Raw genomic sequence first — 22,594 nt, 5'->3', positions numbered from 1 at the left:
CGCAGTCAACAACCCCACAATGTGAAATATGACGAGCATATGACAAGCATGTACGAATTTGATTTAATTTTACTATTACTCCAACAAATGTGCGTCTATCTGGTTATTGCTTGGGCCCTTAGCCGCACTCCGCTCGTCATTCCATTATTAAAGGTCACTATCCGCTTACCTCATAAGGTGATGTGTTACCTGATTTTCTCTGTGTTTTGTATTATTGGGACGTATTTCGGCCTGCATATCAATGACTCCATCGCTAACACTCGTGCTATTGGTGCGGTATTAGGCGGCTTACTTGGTGGCCCTGCTGTTGGATTTGCTGTCGGTTTTACAGGTGGGATCCACCGCTATTCATTAGGGGGAATGAGTGCATTTGCCTGTATGGTTTCGACGATTGTGGAAGGGCTAATTGGTGGGTTGGTGCATCGTTACTATATGAAACGCGGTGAAATTAATAAAATTTTTAACCCTGTTACCGCCAGTTGTGCCACGTTTGTTGCTGAAGTCCTTCAGATGCTCATTATCCTGTTATTGGCTCGCCCCTTCGATGAAGCGGTTGAACTGGTGAGAAGTATTGTCGCACCAATGCTGGTCGCGAATACCATTGGCGCTGCCATGTTTATTCGTATTCTGCTCGACAGACGTGCGATTGTGGAAAAATACACCACTGCCTTTTCTGCACAAGCCCTTAAAATCGCCTTAACCACTGAGGGTATTTTACGCAAAGGCTTCAATGCAGATAACAGTATGAAGGTCGCCAAAATTATTTATCAAGAACTCGAAATTGGCGCGGTTGCAATTACGGATCGAGAAAAAATACTCGCCTTTATTGGTATCGGTGCAGACCATCACCGACCTGGCACACCAATCTCATCCAATCAATCCAGACAAGCCATTGATAATAACGAAGTTGTTTATGCTGATGGCAATGAAACACCCTATAAGTGTTCTCTGTGCCCAACGTGTAAACTCGGCTCTGCTCTCGTCATCCCCTTACGGGGTGAAAATGACCGAGTCATTGGCACCATAAAGCTTTATGAGGCCAAAAATAGCTTATTTAGCTCAATTAACCGTACATTAGGCGAAGGTATTGCCAGCTTGTTTTCTGCACAAATCTTAGCGGGTCAATACGAACGCAATAAACAGTCACTACTGCAATCGGAAGTGAAACTACTCCATGCCCAAGTGAATCCTCACTTTTTGTTTAATGTACTCAATACGTTGCAGGCCGTGATCCGCAAAGACAGCCAACAAGCGGGGCAGTTGGTTCAATATATTTCGACCTTTTTCCGTAATAACCTCAAACGTCCAGAACAAAGCGCTACCTTGGGTGAGGAAATCGAACATATCAATGCCTATTTGCAGATAGAAAAAGCGCGTTTTCAAGATAGCTTGCAAATCCATATTGAAATTCCAGAAGAAGCTAAACACGTCGAACTGCCCGCATTTACCTTGCAACCCCTTGTTGAGAATGCAATTAAACACGGCACCTCACAGTTATTAGAGACAGGATATATTACAATACGCAGCTATATCGGCAGTGAACATGTATATATCGAAATAGAGGACAATGCGGGGTTATATAAACCAGCAAAACAAAGTGATGGCCTTGGGATGGGCTTGGTCGATAGACGCCTGCGCTTAAAATATGGCGAACAATATGGCATTAACGTAGAACATGAACCAGAAAAATTTACCCGAATGAAAATCCGTCTGCCGTACTTGGCGGCACCCTAATAATGATAATGTAACCCTATGAATGTATTAATTGTTGATGATGAACCCCTTGCGCGGGAAAACGTCCGTTGCTTACTCGAAGAACACGATGATATTGACATTATTGGTGAATGCGCGAACGCCATCGAGGCAATAGGCATCATTCATAAAAAAAAGCCTGATGTGGTCTTTCTTGATATCCAAATGCCGCGACTAACAGGCTTAGAAATGGTGCGCATGTTGGATCCCGAAGACCGCCCTTATATTGTATTTCTGACCGCCTTCAATGAATTTGCCATCCAAGCATTCGAAGAACATGCGTTTGATTACCTGTTAAAACCCCTTGAACCTGAACGACTCGAAAAAACCTTAAATCGCTTACGCCAAGGTAAGCAAAAGCAGAACCTTGAACTTCTGGGCAACAATGAACCGCTGAAATTTATCCCGTGTACAGGCCATAGTCGTATTTACTTAATGAAGCTTGATGAAGTTTTGTATGTCACATCGCGTATGAGCGGTGTTTATGTGATGAGCACACAAGGACAAGAAGGTTTTACTGAGCTGACACTACGCACATTAGAGATGCGTACCCCGCTGGTGCGCTGCCACCGACAATATTTGGTGAATATGACCCAACTGAATGAAATTTTGTTTGGTGATAGCGGGCAAGCCGAGTTGGTGCTCAGCTCTGGTGAACATATTCCTGTCAGCCGCCGCTACCTAAAGCCGCTAAAAGAGGCGCTGGGGTTAGTTTGAGTGACGCTTCAACTTCCTACGCACAAACTTGGTGTATAAATTAATAATAAATTTGTACATCTAACTGATTTTTTCTATAATCAGAAATATAAGTTCAAAAAATACACAATACGTTATTCTGGGTTGTGTGTTCACTATTTATAGGAACAAAATATGTCTAATACAATGTCGCAAAAAGCAGCACGTGAAGGCCTTGGTAACCCTGAGCTCTTTAAGGGCGGCGTTTTTGTAACAAAAAATGGGCAATCTGAGCTGTTTATCCAAACAAGTGAAGAACGTGAAATAGAGCTAAAAGAAAGGGAAAGAGAGCGCCAAGCAAATGCGCTGCTAAAATTGGTGATGGCAGCAAAAGATGATGTTAAAAATAAAAGAACCTTATCACCAGAAGAAGCGCTAGAAAAATTACGTGCAGCAAGAAAATAATGAAAGGAAATTGTGATGGAACAACCCTATACGGTCACCCTCGCAGAAACTGCATTATGGTCACTACAGGATGTAGAATCGTTTAAAATCAATTTTATGAGCAGTGTTCAAGCAGCCGCGTTTGTTGATGAGCTACTTTTATCATCCGTTAGAGCAATATCAGAAGATCCTAAGCGTTATCGCCCAAATCAAATGTTAGCCGATAATGGTCTACTAATTCGGGAGCGAATCGATATAACTAGCCAGTATCGTTGTTTATATGAATTTGATATGCAAACAAATCACGTTGTTATCCTACTTTTTATCAGCACAGCACAAGATTTAGAAAAAACGCTTTATCGCTACTACATACTTAGGTAAAAATGGCTAACAAAAAACCCGCATTTCCAAGAAGTGCGGGTTTTCATTTTATTAGGGAATAACTCCCCTAAAACCTAGCAATTACGCGTTATGACTGCTACTACGACGACGAGGTGCCGCATTCGGGCCATCTTGGCGTGGCGCAGAATTACCACGGTCACGGTTACCACCACCACGACGTTCACCACCACCACGGCGCTCACCGCCACGGTCATTACGACGACCTGCACCGAAACCACCTTCGCTACCACCTTCACGGCGTGGGCCACCACGACGCTCACCGCCACCGCGGCGTTCGAATGGCTGTGCATCACCGATCAGTTGCATTTGCGTTGGTTTATTCAAAATACGCGCACGGCTTAAGTGAGTTAGCACATCTGTTGGCATACCTTTTGGTAATTCAATTGTCGAGTGAGTTCCGTACAATTTGATATTACCGATATAACGGCTGCTGATATCCGCTTCGTTAGCAATCGCACCAACAATGTGACGAACTTCCACACCATCATCACGACCCACTTCGATACGGTACATTTCCATGTCACCAACATCACGACGCTCACGACGGCCACCACGTTCGCCACGCTCTGCACGGTCAAAACCATTGCCATTGCTATTACGGTCACGACGGTCACCACCACGGCGGTCATCACGGTCATTGAATTCACGACGTGGACGACGCGGTGCATCTGGTGGCAGGATCAGAGCACGTTCACCTTGAGCCATCTTCAATAACGCCGCAGCTAACGTTTCCATATCCACATCTTCTGATGGAGACATTTTCGCTAACAGTGAACGGTATTGGTCTAAATCACTGCTTTCTAATTGCTGTTGAATTTTCTCAGCGAATTTCGCCTGACGACGTTGGCTCAGCAGATCAGCATCTGGCAGCTCAACCTCAGGAATAGTCAGCTTCATGGTACGTTCAACGTTACGCAGCAGACGGCGCTCACGGTTCTCAACGAACAGTAATGCACGACCTGCACGACCTGCACGGCCAGTACGACCGATGCGGTGAACGTAAGACTCTGCATCCATTGGGATGTCGTAGTTAACCACTAAGCTAATACGCTCAACGTCCAGACCACGCGCTGCAACGTCAGTCGCGATCAAGATATCCAAACGGCCATCTTTTAAGCGTTCTAAAGTTTGTTCACGCAGTGCTTGGTTCATGTCACCGTTTAGTGCCGCACTGTTGTAGCCATTGCGTTCTAACGCTTCAGCGACTTCTAATGTTGCATTTTTGGTACGCACGAAAATAATCGCTGCGTCAAAGTCTTCTGCTTCTAAGAAACGTACTAACGCTTCATTTTTACGCATGCCGTACACAGTCCAATAGCTTTGAGCAATATCTGGACGAGTTGTAATGCTAGCCTGAATACGAATTTCTTTCGGGTCTTTCATAAAACGACGTGTAATACGACGAATTGGCTCAGGCATTGTTGCAGAGAACAGCGCAGTTTGGTGTTCTGCTGGAATTTGGCTCATGATGTTTTCAACATCTTCAATGAAGCCCATACGCAGCATTTCATCAGCTTCGTCTAAGACTAAGCCTTTTAATTTAGATAAATCTAACGTGCCACGTTTCAGGTGATCAAGCAGACGACCTGGTGTACCCACAACAATTTGTGGCCCTTGGCGCAATGCACGTAATTGCACGTCATAACGTTGACCACCATACAGGGCAACAACGTTCACGCGGTTCATATGTTTAGAGAAATCGCTCATTGCTTCAGCAACTTGTACAGCCAACTCACGAGTTGGTGCAAGCACTAAAATTTGCGGAGCTTTCAAGTCTGGGTCAATGTTTTGCAGTAATGGCAAGCTAAATGCAGCGGTTTTACCACTACCTGTTTGTGCCATACCTAATACATCGTTGCCATCCATTAACAATGGAATACATTGTTGCTGGATTGGAGAGGGTTTTTCGTATCCCAGGTCGTTCAGTGCTGTCAAAATAGATGCTGATAAACCTAACTCAGCAAAAGAAATATCGGTCTCAGTAGTCATGTAAAGGTGCCTCATACATAGTGGCAGCCAGTTTACATAACCATCGGAAAATCATTTCGGTCATTTTCATTTAAAATGTGAACTGGCTCAAATTGTGTTTATTAAACGAACAAATAGGCCTTCACCCCGAGGGATGATGACTTAAAAATTTTTCAATGAAATGTTCGTCAGCTATTGCTGGCCCGATTCTAAAAGGTCGTCTTGTTCTTGGCCTAACAGCGCCAATTCCAACAATGCATAGCGGTGTTCAACAAAGCTGTGAGCGTTGTTAGCTACCGTCAGTTTGAATAACGCAAGTGCGCTATCCTTATCCCCCAGACTTAGGTAATGTTTACCTAAATAGAAGTTAGTTTCACTGAGATGCTCAGCGAGCGAAGTGTTATCCGTAGATGTTTCTTTCAAACGCGCCATCAATGTATTTTCATTGATATTGCCAAGATAGAATTCTACGATATTCCAGCCCCATTGCCCTTTCTCCGCTTGGTTGTAGCGGGCAGCAAGATTATCTTGCGCCATACGCGGGTCTATGTCTTTCTCGACGAGATAAAGCCACAGAGTACGAAAAGGATCATTTGGATCTATCTGATAATACGCCAGCAGATCATCCTGCGCTAGTTTGTACCGTTCACCGTAATATAATGCGATGCCACGATTCATCCGCGCGAAATTGTAAGTTGGATCAAGCTCTAAAACAGAATCAAACGCTTCATAGGCAGCATCATAATTGCCTGCCTGCGTAAAATATATCCCTAAAAAATTAAAAACTTCAGGAATATCAGGACGTATGGCTAACGCAGTCGAAAAATCGTTACGTGCCAGCGCCCTTAAACCGAGACTATCATACAACACACCGCGCTCATATAAAAGCTGTGCGTACTCATCATCGGTTAAAGATCGGCTCGCAAGGATTTGTTCCATACGAGCCAATATCACTTCTTGCTGTAATGAAGGTTGAAGAGGAACGGCAAATACCTCGTTCTTTCGCCAATCTTTGCTACTACATCCAATAATAACAAAAAAGATAAGCGCCAAGAGCACACGCGGGAGCGTGCGATAATCTCTCACCCGAAGACAGATACTGTTCAGCATACTCCGTCCTTACATTACCACGCTTTACAAATTATGGTTTCAGCCAATTGGCCGATAGCACCCTACAATGTAGGGTGCTGTTTTTTAGGTCAGCTTACTCTGCTGAGTCCTGTGGCTGTGCACCTGACTCTTCAGTTGGTGCAACGGCTTCTTTCATGCTCAGGCGAATACGGCCTTGACGGTCGATTTCTAATACCTTAACAGGAACTTCTTGACCCATTTGCAGGTAATCAGTCACTTTCTCTACGCGTTTATCCGCGATTTGAGAAATATGTACCAAACCTTCTTTACCGCCACCGATTGCAACAAATGCACCGAAATCAACGATACGCGTCACTTTACCTGGGTAAATGCGACCAACTTCAACTTCAGCGGTGATGTCTTCAATACGACGAATTGCTTCTTTCGCTTTCAGGCCATCAGTTGCTGCAATCTTCACAGTACCATCATCTTCGATTTCAATCGTTGTGCCAGTTTCTTCCGTTAATGCACGGATCACTGAACCACCTTTACCGATGACATCTTTGATTTTGTCTGCATTAATTTTGATTGTATAAATGCGTGGTGCAAATTCAGAGATTTCTTCACGTGGACCATTAATCGCTTGTTCCATTGTACCAAGAATGTGCAGACGCGCACCTTTTGCTTGGTTCAGAGCAACTTGCATGATTTCACGTGTGATACCTTCGATTTTGATATCCATTTGCAGTGCACTGATACCTTCACGGCTACCTGCAACTTTAAAGTCCATATCACCTAGGTGGTCTTCGTCACCTAAGATGTCAGACAGAACAACGAAATCGTCACCTTCTTTCACCAGGCCCATTGCAATACCAGCAACAGCGGCTTTGATTGGTACACCTGCATCCATCAGTGCTAATGATGCACCACAAACAGACGCCATTGATGATGAACCATTAGATTCAGTAATTTCAGAAACAACACGGACTGTGTATGGGAAATCAGCGTGATCTGGCATCACCGCTAACACACCACGCTTCGCTAAACGACCATGACCGATTTCACGACGTTTAGGTGAACCTACCATGCCTGTTTCACCAACAGAGTATGGAGGGAAGTTGTAGTGGAACAAGAAGCGATCAGTGTATTCGCCCATTAATTGGTCGATAACTTGCGCATCACGTTCAGTACCCAGAGTTGCCGTTACCAGCGCCTGAGTTTCACCACGCGTAAACAGTGCGGAACCGTGAGTACGTGGTAAAACACCCGTACGAACGTCCAGTGCACGAACCATGTCTTTCTCGCGACCATCGATACGCGGCTCACCACGGATAACACGAGTACGAACAACTTGCTTTTCTAAGTTAGCTAAAATATCTGACACTTCAGATACATCAACGTTTTCGTCTTCCGCAACTAATACTGCAGTGACTTCTTCTTTGATTAAATCAACTTGTGCGTAACGTTCTTGTTTCTCAGTGATACGATAAGCATCACCCATGCGGCTTTCTGCTAATGCAGCCACGCGATCATGCAGGGCTTGGTTAACTGGCTCTGGCTGCCAATCCCATTTCTCTTTGCCCGCTTCTTTAACTAATTCATTGATGTTCTGAATAACAACTTGCTGTTGGTCATGGCCAAATACCACTGCACCTAACATTTGCTCTTCACTTAACAGCTCAGCTTCAGATTCAACCATCAATACTGCGTTGTCAGTACCTGCAACGACTAAATCTAAGCGGCTTTTTTTCAGTTCATCAGCCGTTGGGTTCAGAACATATTGGTCATCGATAAAACCAACACGCGCAGCACCGATTGGGCCATTGAATGGAACACCTGACAGTGCTAATACTGCAGATGCACCGATCATCGCAACGATATCTGGGTTAACTTGTGGATTAACAGACACAACGGTTGCAATAATTTGGATTTCGTTCAAGAAACCTTCTGGAAACAGAGGACGCAGTGGACGGTCAATCAAACGAGCGATTAACGTTTCACCTTCACCAGGACGACCTTCACGGCGGAAGAAACTCCCTGGGATACGGCCGGCAGCGTAAGTACGCTCTTGATAGTTAACCGTTAAAGGGAAGAAATCTTGGCCTTCTTTAACTTTTTTCTGTGCCACGGCAGTCACAAATACTGCGGTGTCATCCATGTTAACCATAACTGCGGCTGATGCTTGACGAGCAATCATGCCTGTTTCAATCGAGACGGTATGTTGACCGTACTGGAATTTACGAACAATAGGATTTAACACAATAATACCCTTTTTGTAAGGCTACCTGAGCATCTCGGGTAGCATTGGCTTATTCTTCCTACAGCCTCGCGACTAATGAGAAGATTGATATTCCAGTCATCAACGTTCTCATTAGCCGCGCGAATCGGATGTAGCGAAGAGGCATACTAAAACAGTTAATTACGACTTATAGCTTAACATTTAAGTTAAGTACAATTCGAGTATTACTTCAACTTTCAAAATAACTTTTAGAAGAAAAGGGGCCATTTGGCCCCTTTCCTCTGAAACTGACAAGATTAACGACGCAGACCCAGACGCTCGATCAGAGCTGTGTAGCGTGCGATATCTTTACCTTTCAAGTAAGCTTGTAAGCGACGACGCTGAGCAACCATACGCAGCAGACCACGACGGCTGTGGTGATCTTTTTTGTGCTCTGCAAAGTGGCTTTGCAGGTGGTTGATTTGTGCAGTCAGCAGAGCGATTTGAACTTCGCTTGAACCAGTGTCATTTTCACCGCGGCCGAACTCAGCAACGATTTTAGCTTTCGCTTCATTACTTAGAGACATAATAAACTCCAAAATGATTAATGTAAGTGATGAGAGCCAATCTCTAATTTAGCATCTCAAGATTAAGCGCCGCTATTCTACGCTGCTTAACGCCGCAAAGCAATAAGAGCCACTATGCGGATTGTTCATTTTCCACGACCAAACGCTTCGGTGCAAGGCGGCCATCTTCGCTGATAAGCGCAATACCAATAAACCGTTGCTCTTCACCACAGGTGACACGAATCATGCAACCAGCTTCAAGGCCTTGAACTGCAGCTCGCACAGGTTGCCCCTGCTTGAAATAAGCCGCTGTTTCCTCTGTAATATTCACCGCGGGAAAATGAACAACTGCGGTATCCATCGGTAGCAATAAGGCATCCAGCAAGGATTCAAATGACCCTTCTTCTGCATCCACTTTCGCTCTCAATGCCGCCAATTGTTCTAATGTTACCATGCGTTCGTAAGGGTAGTTCGCCACTTGTAATCGACGCAAATAAGTGACATGCGCACCACAACCTAACATCTCACCTAAATCATCAATGATAGTGCGAATATACGTGCCTTTCGAACAATGAACTTCAAGTTCTAACTCATTATTTTCTAAACGAATAAACAGTAATTCATAGACGGTAATTGGACGCGCTTCACGTTCGACAGTAATGCCTTTACGTGCATATTCATATAATGGACGACCTTGGTGTTTCAACGCCGAATACATTGAAGGAACTTGCAATGTATCACCACGGAAAAATTCTAAGGCATCATCCAGTTGCTGCTGTGTAAACTCTACGTTACGCTCACTGATAATTTCGCCGTGTGAATCCGACGTGTCAGTACGTTGCCCAAGACGAGCAATCACGCGATAACGCTTATCTGAATCGAGTAAAAATTGGGAAAATTTCGTCGCTTCACCAAGGCAAACAGGCAGCATACCTGTCGCAAGTGGGTCTAGTGCCCCCGTGTGTCCAGCCTTGTTAGCATTAAAAAAGCGCCGCACTTTTTGCAGCGCATCATTTGAAGAAATATCCGTGGGTTTATCCAGCAGCACTACGCCGTCAATATTACGGCCGCTACGACGACGCCCCATTATTTTTCCTCTTTATCACTAACATCCGCACGACGTTTTTCATCATCACGGATCACGTTTGACACTAAATTAGACATCCGCATGCCATCAACAAGGGAGTTGTCATATTCAAACGTTAATTCAGGAATAATACGTAAGCGCATTGCTTTCCCAATTAACGAACGAATAAAACCAGCGGCTTCATTTAATGCTTTAATGCCATCTGCCACCATTTCCTCTTCGCTTTTATCATTAGCGATATTGAAGAAAGTGACAAAGACTTTACCGTATGCAAGGTCGCGAGATAATTCGACACCTGAAACGGTCGCCATGCCAATACGTGGGTCTTTAATCTCACGTTGTAAAATGATCGCAATTTCTTTTTGCATCTCTTGCGCAACGCGCTGAGAACGACTGAATTCTTTTGCCATCGTTATGTCTCCTGACAATAAAGGGGGCAATCGCCCCCTTATTAACACTATTTTGTAGTCACGATACTTCGTGGGCTCTCACAAAATTAACCGTCGATAGAACGTTTAACTTCAATGACTTCGAAGACTTCGATCATATCGCCGACGCGGACGTCGTTGTAGTTCTTAACGCCGATACCACATTCCATACCGTTACGAACCTCACTGACATCATCTTTAAAGCGACGCAGAGATTCTAACTCACCTTCGTAGATAACCACGTTATCACGCAGGACACGGATTGGGTTGTTACGTTTAATGGTACCTTCTGTAACCATACAACCAGCAACTGCACCAAACTTCGGTGATTTAAACACATCACGAACTTCTGCAAGTCCAATGATTTGCTGTTTGTATTCAGGCGCCAGCATACCGCTCATCGCTTGTTTGATTTCATCAATCAGACTATAGATGACGGAGTAGTAACGTAAATCAACGCTTTCACTTTCGATGACGCGACGAGCCGATGCATCTGCACGAACGTTAAAGCCAAGGATAATTGCATTAGATGCCGCAGCCAGTGTTGCATCTGTTTCGGTGATACCACCAACGCCAGAACCGATGATTTTCACTTTAACTTCATCTGTTGACAGTTTCATCAGAGAGTCAGTGATCGCTTCACACGTACCTTGAACATCCGTTTTCAGTACGATGTTCAGTTCAGAAACTTTACCATCTTCCATGTTAGCAAACATGTTTTCCAGTTTAGATTTCTGCTGACGTGCTAATTTAACATCACGGAATTTACCTTGACGATACAGAGCAACTTCACGCGCTTTTTTCTCGTCACGAACAACAGTCGCTTCGTCACCAGCAGAAGGAACGCTAGACAGACCTAAAATCTCAACAGGCATTGATGGACCTGCAGATTGAACATCTTTACCGAGTTCGTTGCGCATTGCACGAATACGGCCATATTCAAATCCACAAAGTACGATGTCACCTTTATTCAGAGTCCCTTCTTGAACAAGGATTGTTGCCACTGGGCCACGACCTTTGTCTAAGTATGACTCAACAACCACACCGCTTGCCATGCCTGTATAAACCGCTTTCAGCTCTAAAACTTCTGCTTGCAGTAACAGCGCATCAAGTAAATCGTCAATACCAGTACCCACTTTCGCAGAGACACCGATAAATTGAGTGTCGCCGCCCCACTCTTCAGAAATAACACCGTACTGAGACAGTTCATTTCTTACGCGGTCAATATCAGCTTCTGGCTTATCAATTTTGTTCACAGCAACAACGATCGGCACACCCGCTGCTTTCGCGTGTTGGATAGCTTCGATAGTTTGTGGCATTACGCCATCGTCCGCTGCAACAACCAGAACAACGATATCTGTTGCCTGAGCACCACGAGCACGCATAGATGTAAACGCGGCGTGACCTGGGGTGTCTAGGAAGGTAATCATACCTTTGTCAGTTTGAACGTGGTAAGCACCAATGTGCTGAGTAATACCACCCGCTTCACCTGATGCCACTTTCGTTGAACGAATGTAGTCAAGTAAAGAGGTTTTACCGTGGTCAACGTGACCCATGATGGTCACAACGGGTGCACGTGGTTCTTGTGCCGCAGAGCCAGTGTCACGGTCATTCATTACCGATTCTTCTAACTCGTTCTCACGACGCAGAATAACTTTATGACCCATTTCTTCTGCCACTAATTGTGCAGTTTCTTGGTCAATAACTTGGTTGATGGTTGCCATTGCGCCCATCTTCATCATCGTTTTGATGACTTGAGAACCTTTAACCGCCATTTTGTTAGCCAATTCGCCAACAGTAATGGTTTCACCGATAATGACATCGCGGTTTACGGCAGCGGCTGGTTTAGTAAAGCTTTGCTGTAAAGAACTCCCTTTACGCTGTTTACCTTTCGTACGACCAGAACGACCTGCTGCACGCTCTTCTTCGCGATCAGCTTTCTCAGAAAGTTTGTTACCTTTTTTCTGACGAGGTGCTTTCGCTGTACGGTTACGTGAACGACGGCCTTCTTCTTTCTCATCACTTTCATCTTCTGCGGCACGAGCGTGCGTAGAGGTGGTTGTGTGATAATCACTGTCTTCTTCAGTTTTCGTTTCAGCCGTCCATTTTTCGCCGTTTTCTTCAGCCATTTTACGAGCTTCTTCAGCAACGCGGCGCGCTTCTGCTTCAACTTTACGCTGAGTTTCTTCTTCCGCTTTGCGTTTTAATTCCGCAGCTTCGGCTTCACGGCGTTGTTTGTCGGCATTGCTTTCTGGCGCTTTGCCTGCTTTTTGTTGATTTTCGCTTGGTTTCACTTTTTCTCTTTCCGCTACTTCGCGCGTCGCTTTATCTGCTGCTTCACGTTTTGCTTTCTCTTGGGCGTCACGTTTTGCCAATTCATCCGCTTCGCGTTTTGCAGTCTCTTCTGCTAAACGTTTAGCTTGTGCTTCACGTTGTGCCAGTTCTTCAGCTTCGCGCTGTGCCTGCTCTTCCGCTTCACGCTGCGCCTGTTCTTCCGCTTTAGCTTCTTCAGCATCACGGTTCACATAAGTGCGTTTTTTGCGGACTTCAACATTTACCGATTTGCTTTTGCCACCGGTGACGGGGACGCTCAGCGTACTACGAGTTTTACGCTGTAGTGTCAATTTGCTTGGCTGACCCGCTGCTCCGCCTTGTTCACGGTTTAAGTGGTTCAGTAAAGCTTCTTTTTCAGACTGACTAACAGAGTCATTCTCACTTTTTGTGATCCCTGCTTCAGCAAATTGCTGTACCAGGCGATCAGCAGTAGTTTGAATTTCCGTTGCCAATGATTTTACAGTTTCTGTCATGCCGTTCCTTCCTGCTACAGTGTTTACGCATCGTTACCGAACCAGCAAATATTACGTGCGGCCATAATGAGCGTACCTGCTTTCTCATTATCCAGACCTTCAATATCAATCAGGTCGTCGATGCCCTGCTCAGCAAGATCTTCCAGTGTACAGATACCACGAGTTGCCAAATTATAGGCCAGAGTACGATCCATACCTTCAAGATTCAACAATTCTTCTGCTGGCTGATTATCACCAAGACTCTCTTTTTGAGCCAATTCAATGGTGGTGAGGGCCGCTTTCGCTCTTTCACGTAGAACTTCAACGGTATCTTCATCAAGACCGTCAATTTCCAGAAGTTCATTAATAGGCACGTAAGCCAGTTCTTCTAACGTCGAGAAGCCTTCTTCAACAAGTGCAGTGGCGAACTCTTCATCAATATCAAGATGCTTGGTGAATGTGTCAATAGAAGCGTGTGCTTCTGCCTGATGTTTTGCTTGCAGCTCTTCTGCGGTCATGACGTTGAGTTCCCATTTGTCATCACCACGGTGTTTCTTCAGTAACTGAGCCGCTAAACGCACGTTTTGTCCGTTACGTCCAATTGCTTGGGCTAAGTTGCTGCTTTCTACGGCAACATCCATCGTACATTTGTCTTCATCGACTACGATAGATGCAACATCAGCCGGAGCCATTGCATTAATAACGAATTGAGCTGGGTTATCGTCCCATAACACAATATCAATTCTCTCGCCGCCTAATTCACTTGAAACGGCTTGAACTCGCGCACCACGCATACCAACACAAGCACCCACTGGGTCAATACGCTTATCGTTGGTTTTTACTGCGATTTTGGCACGAGAACCTGGATCACGCGCGGCAGCTTTAATTTCAATAATTTCTTCGCCAATTTCTGGCACTTCAATACGGAATAATTCAACCAGCATTTCAGGGCGAGAACGCGTAACGAAAAGTTGTGCGCCACGAGCTTCAGGACGTACATCATACAGGACTCCGCGGATGCGGTCACCTGGACGGAAGTTTTCACGTGGCAACATATCTTCACGCAAAATAACCGCTTCAGCATTGTTACCTAAGTCTAATGTGATGTTTTCACGGTTAACTTTCTTCACTTGAGCGGTGATGATTTCACCTTGATGCTCACGGAACTGGTCAACAACCATCGCACGTTCTGCTTCACGTACTTTCTGTACGATAACTTGTTTTGCTGTTTGCGTCGTAATACGGTCGAACACAACAGATTCAATTTGATCTTCAACATAACCGCCTAATTGCAGTTCTGGATCTTCAAATTGTGCTGCCTCTAACGTGATTTCACGCGTTGGCATTGTCACTTCATCAACAATTAACCAACGACGGAAAGTGTCGAAATCACCTGATTTACGGTCAATTTCAACACGGACATCGATTTCTTGCTCGTATTTCTTTTTGGTCGCCGTCGCTAATGCAGTTTCCAGAGCCTCGAAGATTTTTTCACGAGGGAGGGATTTTTCGTTAGAAACCGCTTCTACAACAGCCAGAATTTCTTTATTCATCCTAGTTGCCTCATTGAACTTTATTAAAAGTGGGGTACCAAGTTAGCTTTCTGGATGTTGCCGAGGGCGAACACCTCATCCTTACCATCTACAGTAACCGTAATCATTTCACCGTCTACGGATTTGATAATACCTTGCCATCTACGGCGGTTCTGCATCGCTATACGTAAAACCAGAGCAACCTCTTCACCGATAAAACGCTCATAGTGAGCAACGGTGAATAATGGGCGTTCAAGCCCTGGTGACGATATTTCCAGGTTATAAATCACGGAAATTGGGTCTTCGACGTCCAATACCGCACTCACCTGATGGCTGACATCAGCACAATCATCAACAGTGATGCCTTCTTCACTATCGATGAAGACACGCAGTGTCGATGTGCGACCACGGACAAACTCTAAGCCAACAAATTCAAAGCCTAGTGCCTCCACCGGTGCTGAAATCATCTCTGTTAATTTCTGTTCTAATGTGGACAAGCCCACCCCCAGACATAAAAAAAGGGCATATAGCCCAGTTAATTCGATTGTCAAATAACAAAAAACCCCGAAATTCGGGGCTTTTGTAACTGGACCCTGTAGTGCACGGGTTCACCATGTTCTTATTATACCTTTAAAGTCTAGAGAAATCGATGAGAAATTTGAGCGCTAGGTTTGATAATAAACCTTATTACTGCATGATGACTACATCGGATAACTGTTATTGACTATGATACTAACAAGGTATGTTAAATAAGAAATGGTTGCGGGAGCTGGATTTGAACCAACGACCTTCGGGTTATGAGCCCGACGAGCTACCAAGCTGCTCCATCCCGCGTTCGAAAACGTGACATATTCTACACAGATAACCTGTAAATCACAAGCTATCTAAAATAATGGTGCCGAGGACGGGACTTGAACCCGTACGCCCGTTTTGTAGGCACTACCACCTCAAGGTAGCGTGTATACCAATTTCACCACCTCGGCACTGAGGCGAGGTTACCAATGGGACATCAATAACCTCAAATTTTTAACTTCTTACTCATTTCTGAGTTTACTGCTTAATGATGGCATAATTGCCTTCATTCGGAATCTTTAACACTTAACGAGGAATGTCGCTCGTTGGTGTAGCTGGTGCTGCCGGAACGTCTGTTGGTTGCTCGACTTTTGTAGGTTCACTAATGTTTTCCCACTTACTACCACTACCAGTTCCATACTTATTCGCAGTCATGTTGCCAAGTATTAAACTGACGATGAAAAACACAGCAGCCAAGATTCCAGTCATACGGGTCATGAAGTTACCTGAACCCGATGAACCAAACAGTGTTGCAGAAGCGCCCGCACCGAATGATGCACCCATGTCAGCACCTTTACCTTGCTGTAACATAATCAGACTAATTAGGCTGATAGCTGCTATCAAGAGGATAATTAAAAGAGCTACGTACATTTGAGTTACCTATTCAGTTGCGGTGCATAGCCTTTGCTATGACCTCTATTACTGCACACCTACTCATTCACTGCGATAAAGGAAAGCCCTTACAGGATTGAGCAGGTGCGAATACTAACCAAAGCTGAGCCGACAAGCAAGTCTATTTTGAGCTCATTTGCTTATTTGCAGAAAAAAACAACAAATCAGTGAAATATTGCTCAACCTAACTTAACCGCAATTAACCTGCCGCTTTTACCGCATCAGCAATACGATTTGCCATCGCAGTGACATCAGCTTCATTTTCGCCTTCAACCATGACGCGAATTAACGGTTCAGTTCCTGATTTTCTCAGCAATACACGGCCTTTGCCTGCCAATTGTTTTTCAACTTCTTCATTAGCAGCAACCACGGCATCACTTTGTAAAGGATCGTGCTTACCTTTAAAGCGTACGTTGACTAACACCTGTGGCAATAATTTCATACCACTGCACAAGTCGTGAAGGCTCATATGATTGCGAACCATGGCGCTCAGCACCTGTAAACCCGCAACGATCCCGTCACCTGTAGTCGTTTTATCCAGCAAAATCACGTGGCCTGAGTTTTCAGCCCCCATGCGCCAGCCTTTTTCCTGTAGTTTTTCGAGTACATAGCGGTCACCCACTTTTGCACGTTCAAATGGAATGCCAAGCTGTTTCAGGGCGATTTCTAACCCCATATTACTCATCAATGTACCAACAACACCGCCTTTTAATTGACCTTGGCGTAGTGCTTCACGAGCAACAATAAAGAGGATCTGGTCGCCATCAACTTTTTCGCCGAGGTGGTCAACCATAATAATACGGTCACCATCACCATCAAACGCTAAGCCAACATGGGCTTTTTCTTCTAACACTTTTTGTTGCAACTGGCGAACATCTGTTGCACCACATTCTTCGTTGATATTGATACCGTTTGGATCGCAACCAATCGTGATAACTTCAGCACCTAATTCGCGAAATACGTTTGGTGCAATATGGTAAGTCGCCCCATTTGCGCAGTCGATGACAATTTTTAAGCTAGAGAGACTTTGTTCGTTCGGGAACGTCCCTTTACAGAATTCGATGTAACGCCCCGCCGCATCCACGATACGGTTTGCACGGCCTAATTCGGCAGATTCAACACAAGTAATCGGTTTTTCCATTTCGGCTTCAATAGCTTCCTCTACTTCATCAGGAAGTTTTGTCCCATCAATAGAGAAAAATTTAATGCCATTATCATAATAAGGATTATGAGAAGCCGAAATAACAATCCCCGCTTCAGCGCGGAAAGTACGAGTCAAATAAGCAACAGCAGGGGTTGGCATTGGACCCGTAAAAGAGGCCGATAAACCCGCGGCAGCTAAACCTGCTTCTAAGGAAGACTCCAACATATAGCCAGAGATACGCGTATCTTTACCGATGATAATCTTACGTGAACCGTGACGAGCTAGCACTTTTCCTGCAGCCCAACCTAATTTTAAAACAAAATCAGGGGTAATTGGGCTGTCACCCACTTTGCCACGAATACCATCAGTACCAAAATATTTACGAGAGCTCATACGCTTATTTTTCCTTTTCTGACAGAGTCATCTGTACCACTTGCATCGCTTGTACGGTTTCTTTCACATCATGGACACGAATGATATGTGCCCCTTGCATTGCTGCAATCACTGCACAAGAGAGGCTGCCCGCGAGGCGTTCTTGCGGTGGAACATTCAATAATTGTCCAATCATAGATTTACGTGACATCCCTGCCAATAGCGGTAGTCCGAAATTATGAAATTGTTCTAAGTTTGCCAATAATTGGTAATTATGCGACAAGTTCTTCCCAAATCCAAAGCCTGGATCAAGGATTATTTGCTGCCGCTCAATTCCCGCGGCCATACAGCGGGCAATTTCGCCTTCAAGATAGGTTTGTACTTCGTGTACCACATTTTCATAATTAGGTGCTTCTTGCATCGTTCTTGGCTGACCTTGCATATGCATAATACACACGGGCAACCCCGTTTGCGCCGCCACGCGTAATGCGTCTGGTTCATGAAGTGAACGAATATCATTAATGATATGCATACCTGCTTTTGCTGCTTCAGCCATGACTTGCGCTTTCGAAGTATCAACAGAAATCCATACATCAAACTGCTTAGCAATGGCTTCCACAACAGGAACAACACGGTCTAATTCTTCATTCACTGATACCTCAGCGGCACCAGGGCGTGTTGATTCGCCACCGATATCGATAATCGTTGCACCTTCTTGTACCATTTTAGCAACATGATCTAGCGCATCATGATAAAGATTATGGGTGCCACCATCTGAAAATGAATCAGGAGTAACATTCAAAATCCCCATCACTTGCACAGTAGATAAGTCAAGGAGGCGGCCTCTGGCTTTGATATGCATATTTATTTTTCCTTAACGAAAAAAACCCCAGCGAACTGGGGCTTTATGATTTATTTTAACGACAGCTTATTGTGGCTTGTTATCGTTATTATCTGATGGGTTTGATTCACCAGAATTATTACTTGGCTCTTCAGCACTGTTCTGTGGTTCTTCAGATTGAGGTTTTTCAGCTGTTTTCTCAACATTTGATGGACCTTTACCAAATGTTCCCGTCACATTGCTGACTTTTTTGTCCTCATCCCAACCCGCAGGTTCACGTACTGGACGACGATTCATTAAATCATCAATCATTGGCATATCGATAGTTTCATATTTCAGTAATGCATCTTTCGTTGCATGCAGAATATCAATATTGTCTTCCAATGTTTTGTATGCCAATTGGTAACAGTGATCTAAGATTTTCTTGATTTCTTCATCGACAATACGCGCTGTTTCATCAGAAATTCCTGAACCATTACCAGAAGAACGACCTAAGAATGCAGGACCTTCTTCTTTCGAGTATTGCATTGGGCCTAAACGGTCTGAGAAGCCCCACTGCGTGACCATGTTACGTGCTGTATTGGTGGCAAACTGAATATCGGAAGAAGCACCTGTGGTGACTTTTTCACGACCGTAAATCAGTTCTTCAGCAATACGACCTGCATAAGCTGTTGCAATCATACCTTCGAGTTTCAAGCGGCTACGGCTCACTTCATCACCTTCTGGTAAGAAGAATGCCACACCTAACGCTTGACCACGAGGAACGATAGTTACTTTATGAACAGGGTCATGTTCTGGCATCAAATGACCGATAATCATATGGCCACCTTCGTGGTAAGCCGTTGATTCTTTTTGCTCTTCGGTCATCATCAGAGAACGACGCTCTGCACCCATCCAAATTTTGTCACGCGCTTTTTCAAATTCAACCATGGAAACGACACGCATATTTGCACGAGCCGCAAACAGAGCTGCTTCGTTAACCAAGTTTGCTAATTCAGCACCAGAGAAACCTGGTGTTGCACGCGCAAGAATGAATGTGTCTACGCTTGGGTCGATAGGCACACGACGCATATGCACTTTCAGAATTTGTTCACGGCCACGTACGTCTGGTAAACCAACCACAACTTGACGGTCAAAACGACCTGGACGTAATAACGCTGGGTCAAGAACGTCTGCACGGTTAGTTGCCGCGATAACAATAATCCCTTCGTTGCCTTCGAAGCCGTCCATCTCAACCAGCATCTGGTTCAGGGTTTGTTCACGCTCATCGTGACCACCACCTAAACCAGCACCACGTTGACGACCCACGGCATCGATTTCATCAATAAAGATGATACAAGGCGCTGCTTTTTTCGCTTGTTCGAACATATCACGAACACGAGAAGCACCCACACCCACGAACATTTCGACGAAATCGGACCCCGAAATAGTGAAGAATGGCACTTTTGCTTCGCCTGCGATAGCTTTCGCAAGTAAGGTTTTACCTGTACCTGGAGGGCCTACCATCAGGACGCCTTTAGGAATTTTACCACCCAGTTTTTGGAAGCGAGCGGGTTCACGCAGGAACTCGACTATCTCACCCACTTCTTCTTTGGCTTCGTCACACCCAGCAACGTCTGCAAATGTTGTTTTGATCTGATCTTCTGTCAGCATGCGGGCTTTACTTTTGCCGAATGACATTGCCCCTTTGCCGCCGCCACCTTGCATTTGGCGCATAAAGAAAATCCAGACACCAATCAACAGAAGCATTGGGAACCAGGAAATGAAAATAGATGTCAGTAAGCTAGGTTCTTCTGGTGGTTCACCAACGACAGTCACATGCTTATTCAGCATGGTGTCTAACAGCTTCTCGTCCTGCATAGGAAGATAAGTTGTATAGCGGCTATTATCAGCCTTTCTGACGTTCAATTCACGACCTGTGATACGAACTTCACGTACCTGATCCTGGGCTAACTCATTGATAAACGTAGAATAATCAACTCTGCGACTATTCGAATCGCTTGGGCCAAAACTCTGGAACAAGGACATCAGAACAACTGCGATGACTAACCAGAGAATCAGGTTTTTCGCCATGTCACTCAAGGGATTAACCTCATATTACAACTGTGTTAACAAATAACGCTCAGGGTACTATAGTTTTAGTCCTGTCGCTACAATGTATACTTCACGCGATCGAGCCCGCGAAGATTCAGGTTTACGAACTTTTACTTTCGTAAACAGGGAACGGATATCCCTAAGGTAGTCATCAAAGCCTTCTCCCTGAAACACTTTGACAATGAAACTTCCTCCAGGTGCCAATACTGCACGGCACATATCCAATGCTAATTCAACTAGATACATAGAGCGAGGAATATCAACAGCCGGTGTCCCACTCATATTTGGCGCCATGTCAGACATGACCACCTGTACTTTTTTGTCGCCAACTCGTTCGAGCAAAGCGGCGAGCACTGCTTCGTCACGAAAATCCCCTTGAAGGAAATCCACGCCAACGATTGGGTCCATCGGTAATAAGTCACATGCAATCACTCGACCATTATGACCTATTTGACTAACAACGTATTGTGACCAACCCCCTGGGGCGGCACCTAAATCAACAACGGTCATACCTGGTTTAAAAATTTTATCACCTTGCTGGATTTCCTCCAGTTTAAACCATGCACGTGAGCGTAACCCTTTCTTTTGTGCTTGCTGAACATATTTATCACTAAAATGCTCTTGCAACCAGCGACTTGAGCTTGCCGAACGTTTTTTATTGGCCATTGTGCTTTCCAACTATACTAAAAGATCTACAACGATATTGCTGCTTCTTTACCATCGAACAGATATAATTGATGGTGATAGATATCAGATGGCGGTAGAATAAGCCATTTTCAATACTAACCAAGCAAAAAATCGATGAATCTTAATAAAAAACAAATTCAGCACCTTAAAAGTCTCGCTCACCACTTAAACCCTGTTGTTATGATTGGCAACAACGGATTAACCGAAGGTGTCTTGGCTGAGATTGAAATCTCACTAGCACATCATGAGCTTATCAAAGTCAAAATCGCAGGCGAAGATCGTGATACTAAAAATTTGATCGCTGATGCGATTGTTCGCGAAACTGGTGCAGTAAATGTACAAATTATCGGTAAAATTCTTGTTATCTATCGCCCGTCGGCAGATCGCAAAATCATTTTACCTAAATAATAACCCATCATTTATATAAAAATGCCATTGAAAGCACGTTTTATATGAAGAAAAAGGCCGCCTGCGGCCTTTTTCGTTAAATCAGGGAAATAATATAGCTAATTCAGGGAAATAGGAATCAGATATACTCAACTTTAAGAATTTCGAACTCAACGTCTCCGCCTGGGGTTTTGATTGAGACCACGTCATCGACCTCTTTCCCAACCAAACCACGCGCTATTGGTGAGTTAACAGAAATTAAATTCACTTTGATATCCGCTTCGTCATCACCCACAATACGATACGTCAGCTCTTCATCAGTATCAACATTCAATACAGTTACTGTTGCACCGAAAATTACACGGCCATTGTTGACCATTTTGGTCACATCAATGACTTGTGCGTGTGAAAGTTTCCCTTCGATTTCTTGAATACGGCCTTCACAAAAGCCTTGCTGCTCACGAGCTGCATGATATTCCGCATTTTCTTTTAAATCACCATGTTCACGCGCTTCAGCGATTGACGCAATGATTTCTGGACGGCGGACCGATTTCAGGAACTCAAGTTCCTCTCTTAGTTTGTCCGCACCAAATACCGTCATCGGGATCTGTTTCATTAATAAATACCTCGGTTTCAATCCTATCTAAAAACAAGTATCTTCCTGATTTTGTAACAA

At 44.5% G+C, this 22,594-nt stretch carries 20 protein-coding genes and 2 tRNA genes; 5 read left to right on the top strand and 17 right to left on the bottom strand.

Translation table 11 applies throughout. The features are described from left to right. Nucleotides 1-48: 48 nt before the first annotated feature. The 4 genes from PSF27_RS16705 (at nt 49) to PSF27_RS16690 (ending at nt 3,252) form a co-directional block, all read left to right on the top strand. Nucleotides 49-1,734 carry a sensor histidine kinase gene (locus tag PSF27_RS16705; RefSeq protein ID WP_272681893.1) on the top strand — a complete coding sequence of 562 codons (1,686 nt, stop codon included), beginning with the start codon at nt 49-51 and terminating at the stop codon, nt 1,732-1,734. 18 nt (nt 1,735-1,752) lie between these two features. Beyond that, nucleotides 1,753-2,469: a two-component system response regulator BtsR gene (gene btsR / locus PSF27_RS16700; protein ID WP_206083240.1), complete on the top strand. Its 717-nt coding sequence runs from the start codon at nt 1,753-1,755 to the stop codon at nt 2,467-2,469. 153 nt (nt 2,470-2,622) lie between these two features. Then, entirely contained in the window at nt 2,623-2,892 is a 270-nt protein-coding gene (locus PSF27_RS16695; RefSeq protein ID WP_094961647.1) for a hypothetical protein, read from the top strand. A gap of 15 nt (nt 2,893-2,907) precedes the next feature. Then, on the top strand, nt 2,908-3,252 hold the full coding sequence (locus PSF27_RS16690) for a type II toxin-antitoxin system RelE/ParE family toxin (RefSeq protein WP_272681891.1): 345 nt from the start codon (nt 2,908-2,910) through the stop codon (nt 3,250-3,252). Nucleotides 3,253-3,333: 81 nt separating this feature from the next. Here PSF27_RS16690 and PSF27_RS16685 read toward each other — a convergent pair whose 3' ends face one another. From PSF27_RS16685 to rlmE, 16 genes are all read right to left on the bottom strand, one after another. Beyond that, nucleotides 3,334-5,262 (bottom strand): DEAD/DEAH family ATP-dependent RNA helicase, encoded by a 1,929-nt coding sequence (locus PSF27_RS16685; protein ID WP_206083237.1) that lies wholly within the window; start codon nt 5,260-5,262, stop codon nt 3,334-3,336. Nucleotides 5,263-5,433: 171 nt separating this feature from the next. Next, nucleotides 5,434-6,351 (bottom strand): lipoprotein NlpI, encoded by a 918-nt coding sequence (gene nlpI, locus PSF27_RS16680; RefSeq protein WP_241016799.1) that lies wholly within the window; start codon nt 6,349-6,351, stop codon nt 5,434-5,436. Between the two features lie 94 nt (nt 6,352-6,445). After that, nucleotides 6,446-8,572: a polyribonucleotide nucleotidyltransferase gene (gene pnp, locus PSF27_RS16675; RefSeq protein ID WP_206083235.1), complete on the bottom strand. Its 2,127-nt coding sequence runs from the start codon at nt 8,570-8,572 to the stop codon at nt 6,446-6,448. 275 nt (nt 8,573-8,847) lie between these two features. After that, nucleotides 8,848-9,117, bottom strand: a complete 270-nt coding sequence (gene rpsO, locus PSF27_RS16670) for a 30S ribosomal protein S15 (RefSeq protein WP_004905890.1) — start codon at nt 9,115-9,117, stop codon at nt 8,848-8,850. Nucleotides 9,118-9,229: 112 nt separating this feature from the next. Then, the gene (gene truB, locus PSF27_RS16665; protein ID WP_206083233.1) at nt 9,230-10,183 is read right to left on the bottom strand and encodes a tRNA pseudouridine(55) synthase TruB; all 954 of its coding nucleotides are present in this window, start codon (nt 10,181-10,183) and stop codon (nt 9,230-9,232) included. Then, entirely contained in the window at nt 10,183-10,593 is a 411-nt protein-coding gene (gene rbfA / locus PSF27_RS16660) for a 30S ribosome-binding factor RbfA (protein WP_047755882.1), read from the bottom strand. Before rbfA ends, truB begins: the two co-directional genes overlap by 1 nt. 86 nt (nt 10,594-10,679) lie before the next feature. After that, nucleotides 10,680-13,418 (bottom strand): translation initiation factor IF-2, encoded by a 2,739-nt coding sequence (infB, locus tag PSF27_RS16655; RefSeq protein WP_206083231.1) that lies wholly within the window; start codon nt 13,416-13,418, stop codon nt 10,680-10,682. Nucleotides 13,419-13,441: 23 nt separating this feature from the next. Continuing rightward, entirely contained in the window at nt 13,442-14,950 is a 1,509-nt protein-coding gene (gene nusA / locus PSF27_RS16650) for a transcription termination factor NusA (RefSeq protein ID WP_206083229.1), read from the bottom strand. A 23-nt stretch (nt 14,951-14,973) separates the two neighbouring features. Further along, a complete protein-coding gene (gene rimP, locus PSF27_RS16645) occupies nt 14,974-15,426 on the bottom strand; it encodes a ribosome maturation factor RimP (protein ID WP_272681890.1) in 453 nt (150 codons plus the stop codon). A 260-nt stretch (nt 15,427-15,686) separates the two neighbouring features. After that, nucleotides 15,687-15,763, bottom strand: a tRNA-Met gene (locus PSF27_RS16640). A 59-nt stretch (nt 15,764-15,822) separates the two neighbouring features. Continuing rightward, nucleotides 15,823-15,912, bottom strand: a tRNA-Leu gene (locus PSF27_RS16635). Between the two features lie 115 nt (nt 15,913-16,027). Next, on the bottom strand, nt 16,028-16,372 hold the full coding sequence (gene secG, locus PSF27_RS16630; protein WP_206083227.1) for a preprotein translocase subunit SecG: 345 nt from the start codon (nt 16,370-16,372) through the stop codon (nt 16,028-16,030). Between the two features lie 220 nt (nt 16,373-16,592). Next, nucleotides 16,593-17,930, bottom strand: coding sequence for a phosphoglucosamine mutase (gene glmM / locus PSF27_RS16625; protein ID WP_206083226.1), 1,338 nt, complete (start codon nt 17,928-17,930; stop codon nt 16,593-16,595). Between the two features lie 4 nt (nt 17,931-17,934). Then, nucleotides 17,935-18,771, bottom strand: a complete 837-nt coding sequence (gene folP, locus PSF27_RS16620; RefSeq protein ID WP_272539535.1) for a dihydropteroate synthase — start codon at nt 18,769-18,771, stop codon at nt 17,935-17,937. 66 nt (nt 18,772-18,837) lie between these two features. Continuing rightward, nucleotides 18,838-20,823: an ATP-dependent zinc metalloprotease FtsH gene (gene ftsH, locus PSF27_RS16615; RefSeq protein WP_206083779.1), complete on the bottom strand. Its 1,986-nt coding sequence runs from the start codon at nt 20,821-20,823 to the stop codon at nt 18,838-18,840. A gap of 57 nt (nt 20,824-20,880) precedes the next feature. Beyond that, the gene (gene rlmE, locus PSF27_RS16610; protein ID WP_004905912.1) at nt 20,881-21,510 is read right to left on the bottom strand and encodes a 23S rRNA (uridine(2552)-2'-O)-methyltransferase RlmE; all 630 of its coding nucleotides are present in this window, start codon (nt 21,508-21,510) and stop codon (nt 20,881-20,883) included. 135 nt (nt 21,511-21,645) lie between these two features. Between rlmE and yhbY the strand changes: the two genes are divergently transcribed. Then, entirely contained in the window at nt 21,646-21,939 is a 294-nt protein-coding gene (gene yhbY, locus PSF27_RS16605) for a ribosome assembly RNA-binding protein YhbY (RefSeq protein WP_047755891.1), read from the top strand. Between the two features lie 118 nt (nt 21,940-22,057). On the opposite strand, the gene greA is transcribed toward yhbY, so the two are convergent. After that, nucleotides 22,058-22,534: a transcription elongation factor GreA gene (gene greA, locus PSF27_RS16600; RefSeq protein WP_206083224.1), complete on the bottom strand. Its 477-nt coding sequence runs from the start codon at nt 22,532-22,534 to the stop codon at nt 22,058-22,060. Nucleotides 22,535-22,594: the final 60 nt, after the last annotated feature.

It is taken from the genome of Providencia sp. PROV129, assembly GCF_028482245.1.
Lineage (GTDB): Bacteria > Pseudomonadota > Gammaproteobacteria > Enterobacterales > Enterobacteriaceae > Providencia > Providencia vermicola.
The sequence above is the reverse complement of the archived record's forward strand: the minus strand, read 5'-3'. Positions and strand labels throughout refer to the sequence as shown.

Coding starts and splice junctions, on each gene's coding strand:
- greA (WP_206083224.1), bottom strand. CDS start 22,534: ATGAAACAGATCCCGATGACGGTATTTGGTGCGGACAAACTAAGAGAG.
- yhbY (WP_047755891.1), top strand. CDS start 21,646: ATGAATCTTAATAAAAAACAAATTCAGCACCTTAAAAGTCTCGCTCAC.
- PSF27_RS16685 (WP_206083237.1), bottom strand. CDS start 5,262: ATGACTACTGAGACCGATATTTCTTTTGCTGAGTTAGGTTTATCAGCA.
- ftsH (WP_206083779.1), bottom strand. CDS start 20,823: ATGGCGAAAAACCTGATTCTCTGGTTAGTCATCGCAGTTGTTCTGATG.
- infB (WP_206083231.1), bottom strand. CDS start 13,418: ATGACAGAAACTGTAAAATCATTGGCAACGGAAATTCAAACTACTGCT.
- PSF27_RS16690 (WP_272681891.1), top strand. CDS start 2,908: ATGGAACAACCCTATACGGTCACCCTCGCAGAAACTGCATTATGGTCA.
- btsR (WP_206083240.1), top strand. CDS start 1,753: ATGAATGTATTAATTGTTGATGATGAACCCCTTGCGCGGGAAAACGTC.
- rbfA (WP_047755882.1), bottom strand. CDS start 10,593: ATGGCAAAAGAATTCAGTCGTTCTCAGCGCGTTGCGCAAGAGATGCAA.
- nusA (WP_206083229.1), bottom strand. CDS start 14,950: ATGAATAAAGAAATTCTGGCTGTTGTAGAAGCGGTTTCTAACGAAAAA.
- PSF27_RS16695 (WP_094961647.1), top strand. CDS start 2,623: ATGTCTAATACAATGTCGCAAAAAGCAGCACGTGAAGGCCTTGGTAAC.
- truB (WP_206083233.1), bottom strand. CDS start 10,183: ATGGGGCGTCGTCGTAGCGGCCGTAATATTGACGGCGTAGTGCTGCTG.
- secG (WP_206083227.1), bottom strand. CDS start 16,372: ATGTACGTAGCTCTTTTAATTATCCTCTTGATAGCAGCTATCAGCCTA.
- rpsO (WP_004905890.1), bottom strand. CDS start 9,117: ATGTCTCTAAGTAATGAAGCGAAAGCTAAAATCGTTGCTGAGTTCGGC.
- folP (WP_272539535.1), bottom strand. CDS start 18,771: ATGCATATCAAAGCCAGAGGCCGCCTCCTTGACTTATCTACTGTGCAA.
- glmM (WP_206083226.1), bottom strand. CDS start 17,930: ATGAGCTCTCGTAAATATTTTGGTACTGATGGTATTCGTGGCAAAGTG.
- nlpI (WP_241016799.1), bottom strand. CDS start 6,351: ATGCTGAACAGTATCTGTCTTCGGGTGAGAGATTATCGCACGCTCCCG.
- rlmE (WP_004905912.1), bottom strand. CDS start 21,510: ATGGCCAATAAAAAACGTTCGGCAAGCTCAAGTCGCTGGTTGCAAGAG.
- PSF27_RS16705 (WP_272681893.1), top strand. CDS start 49: ATGTACGAATTTGATTTAATTTTACTATTACTCCAACAAATGTGCGTC.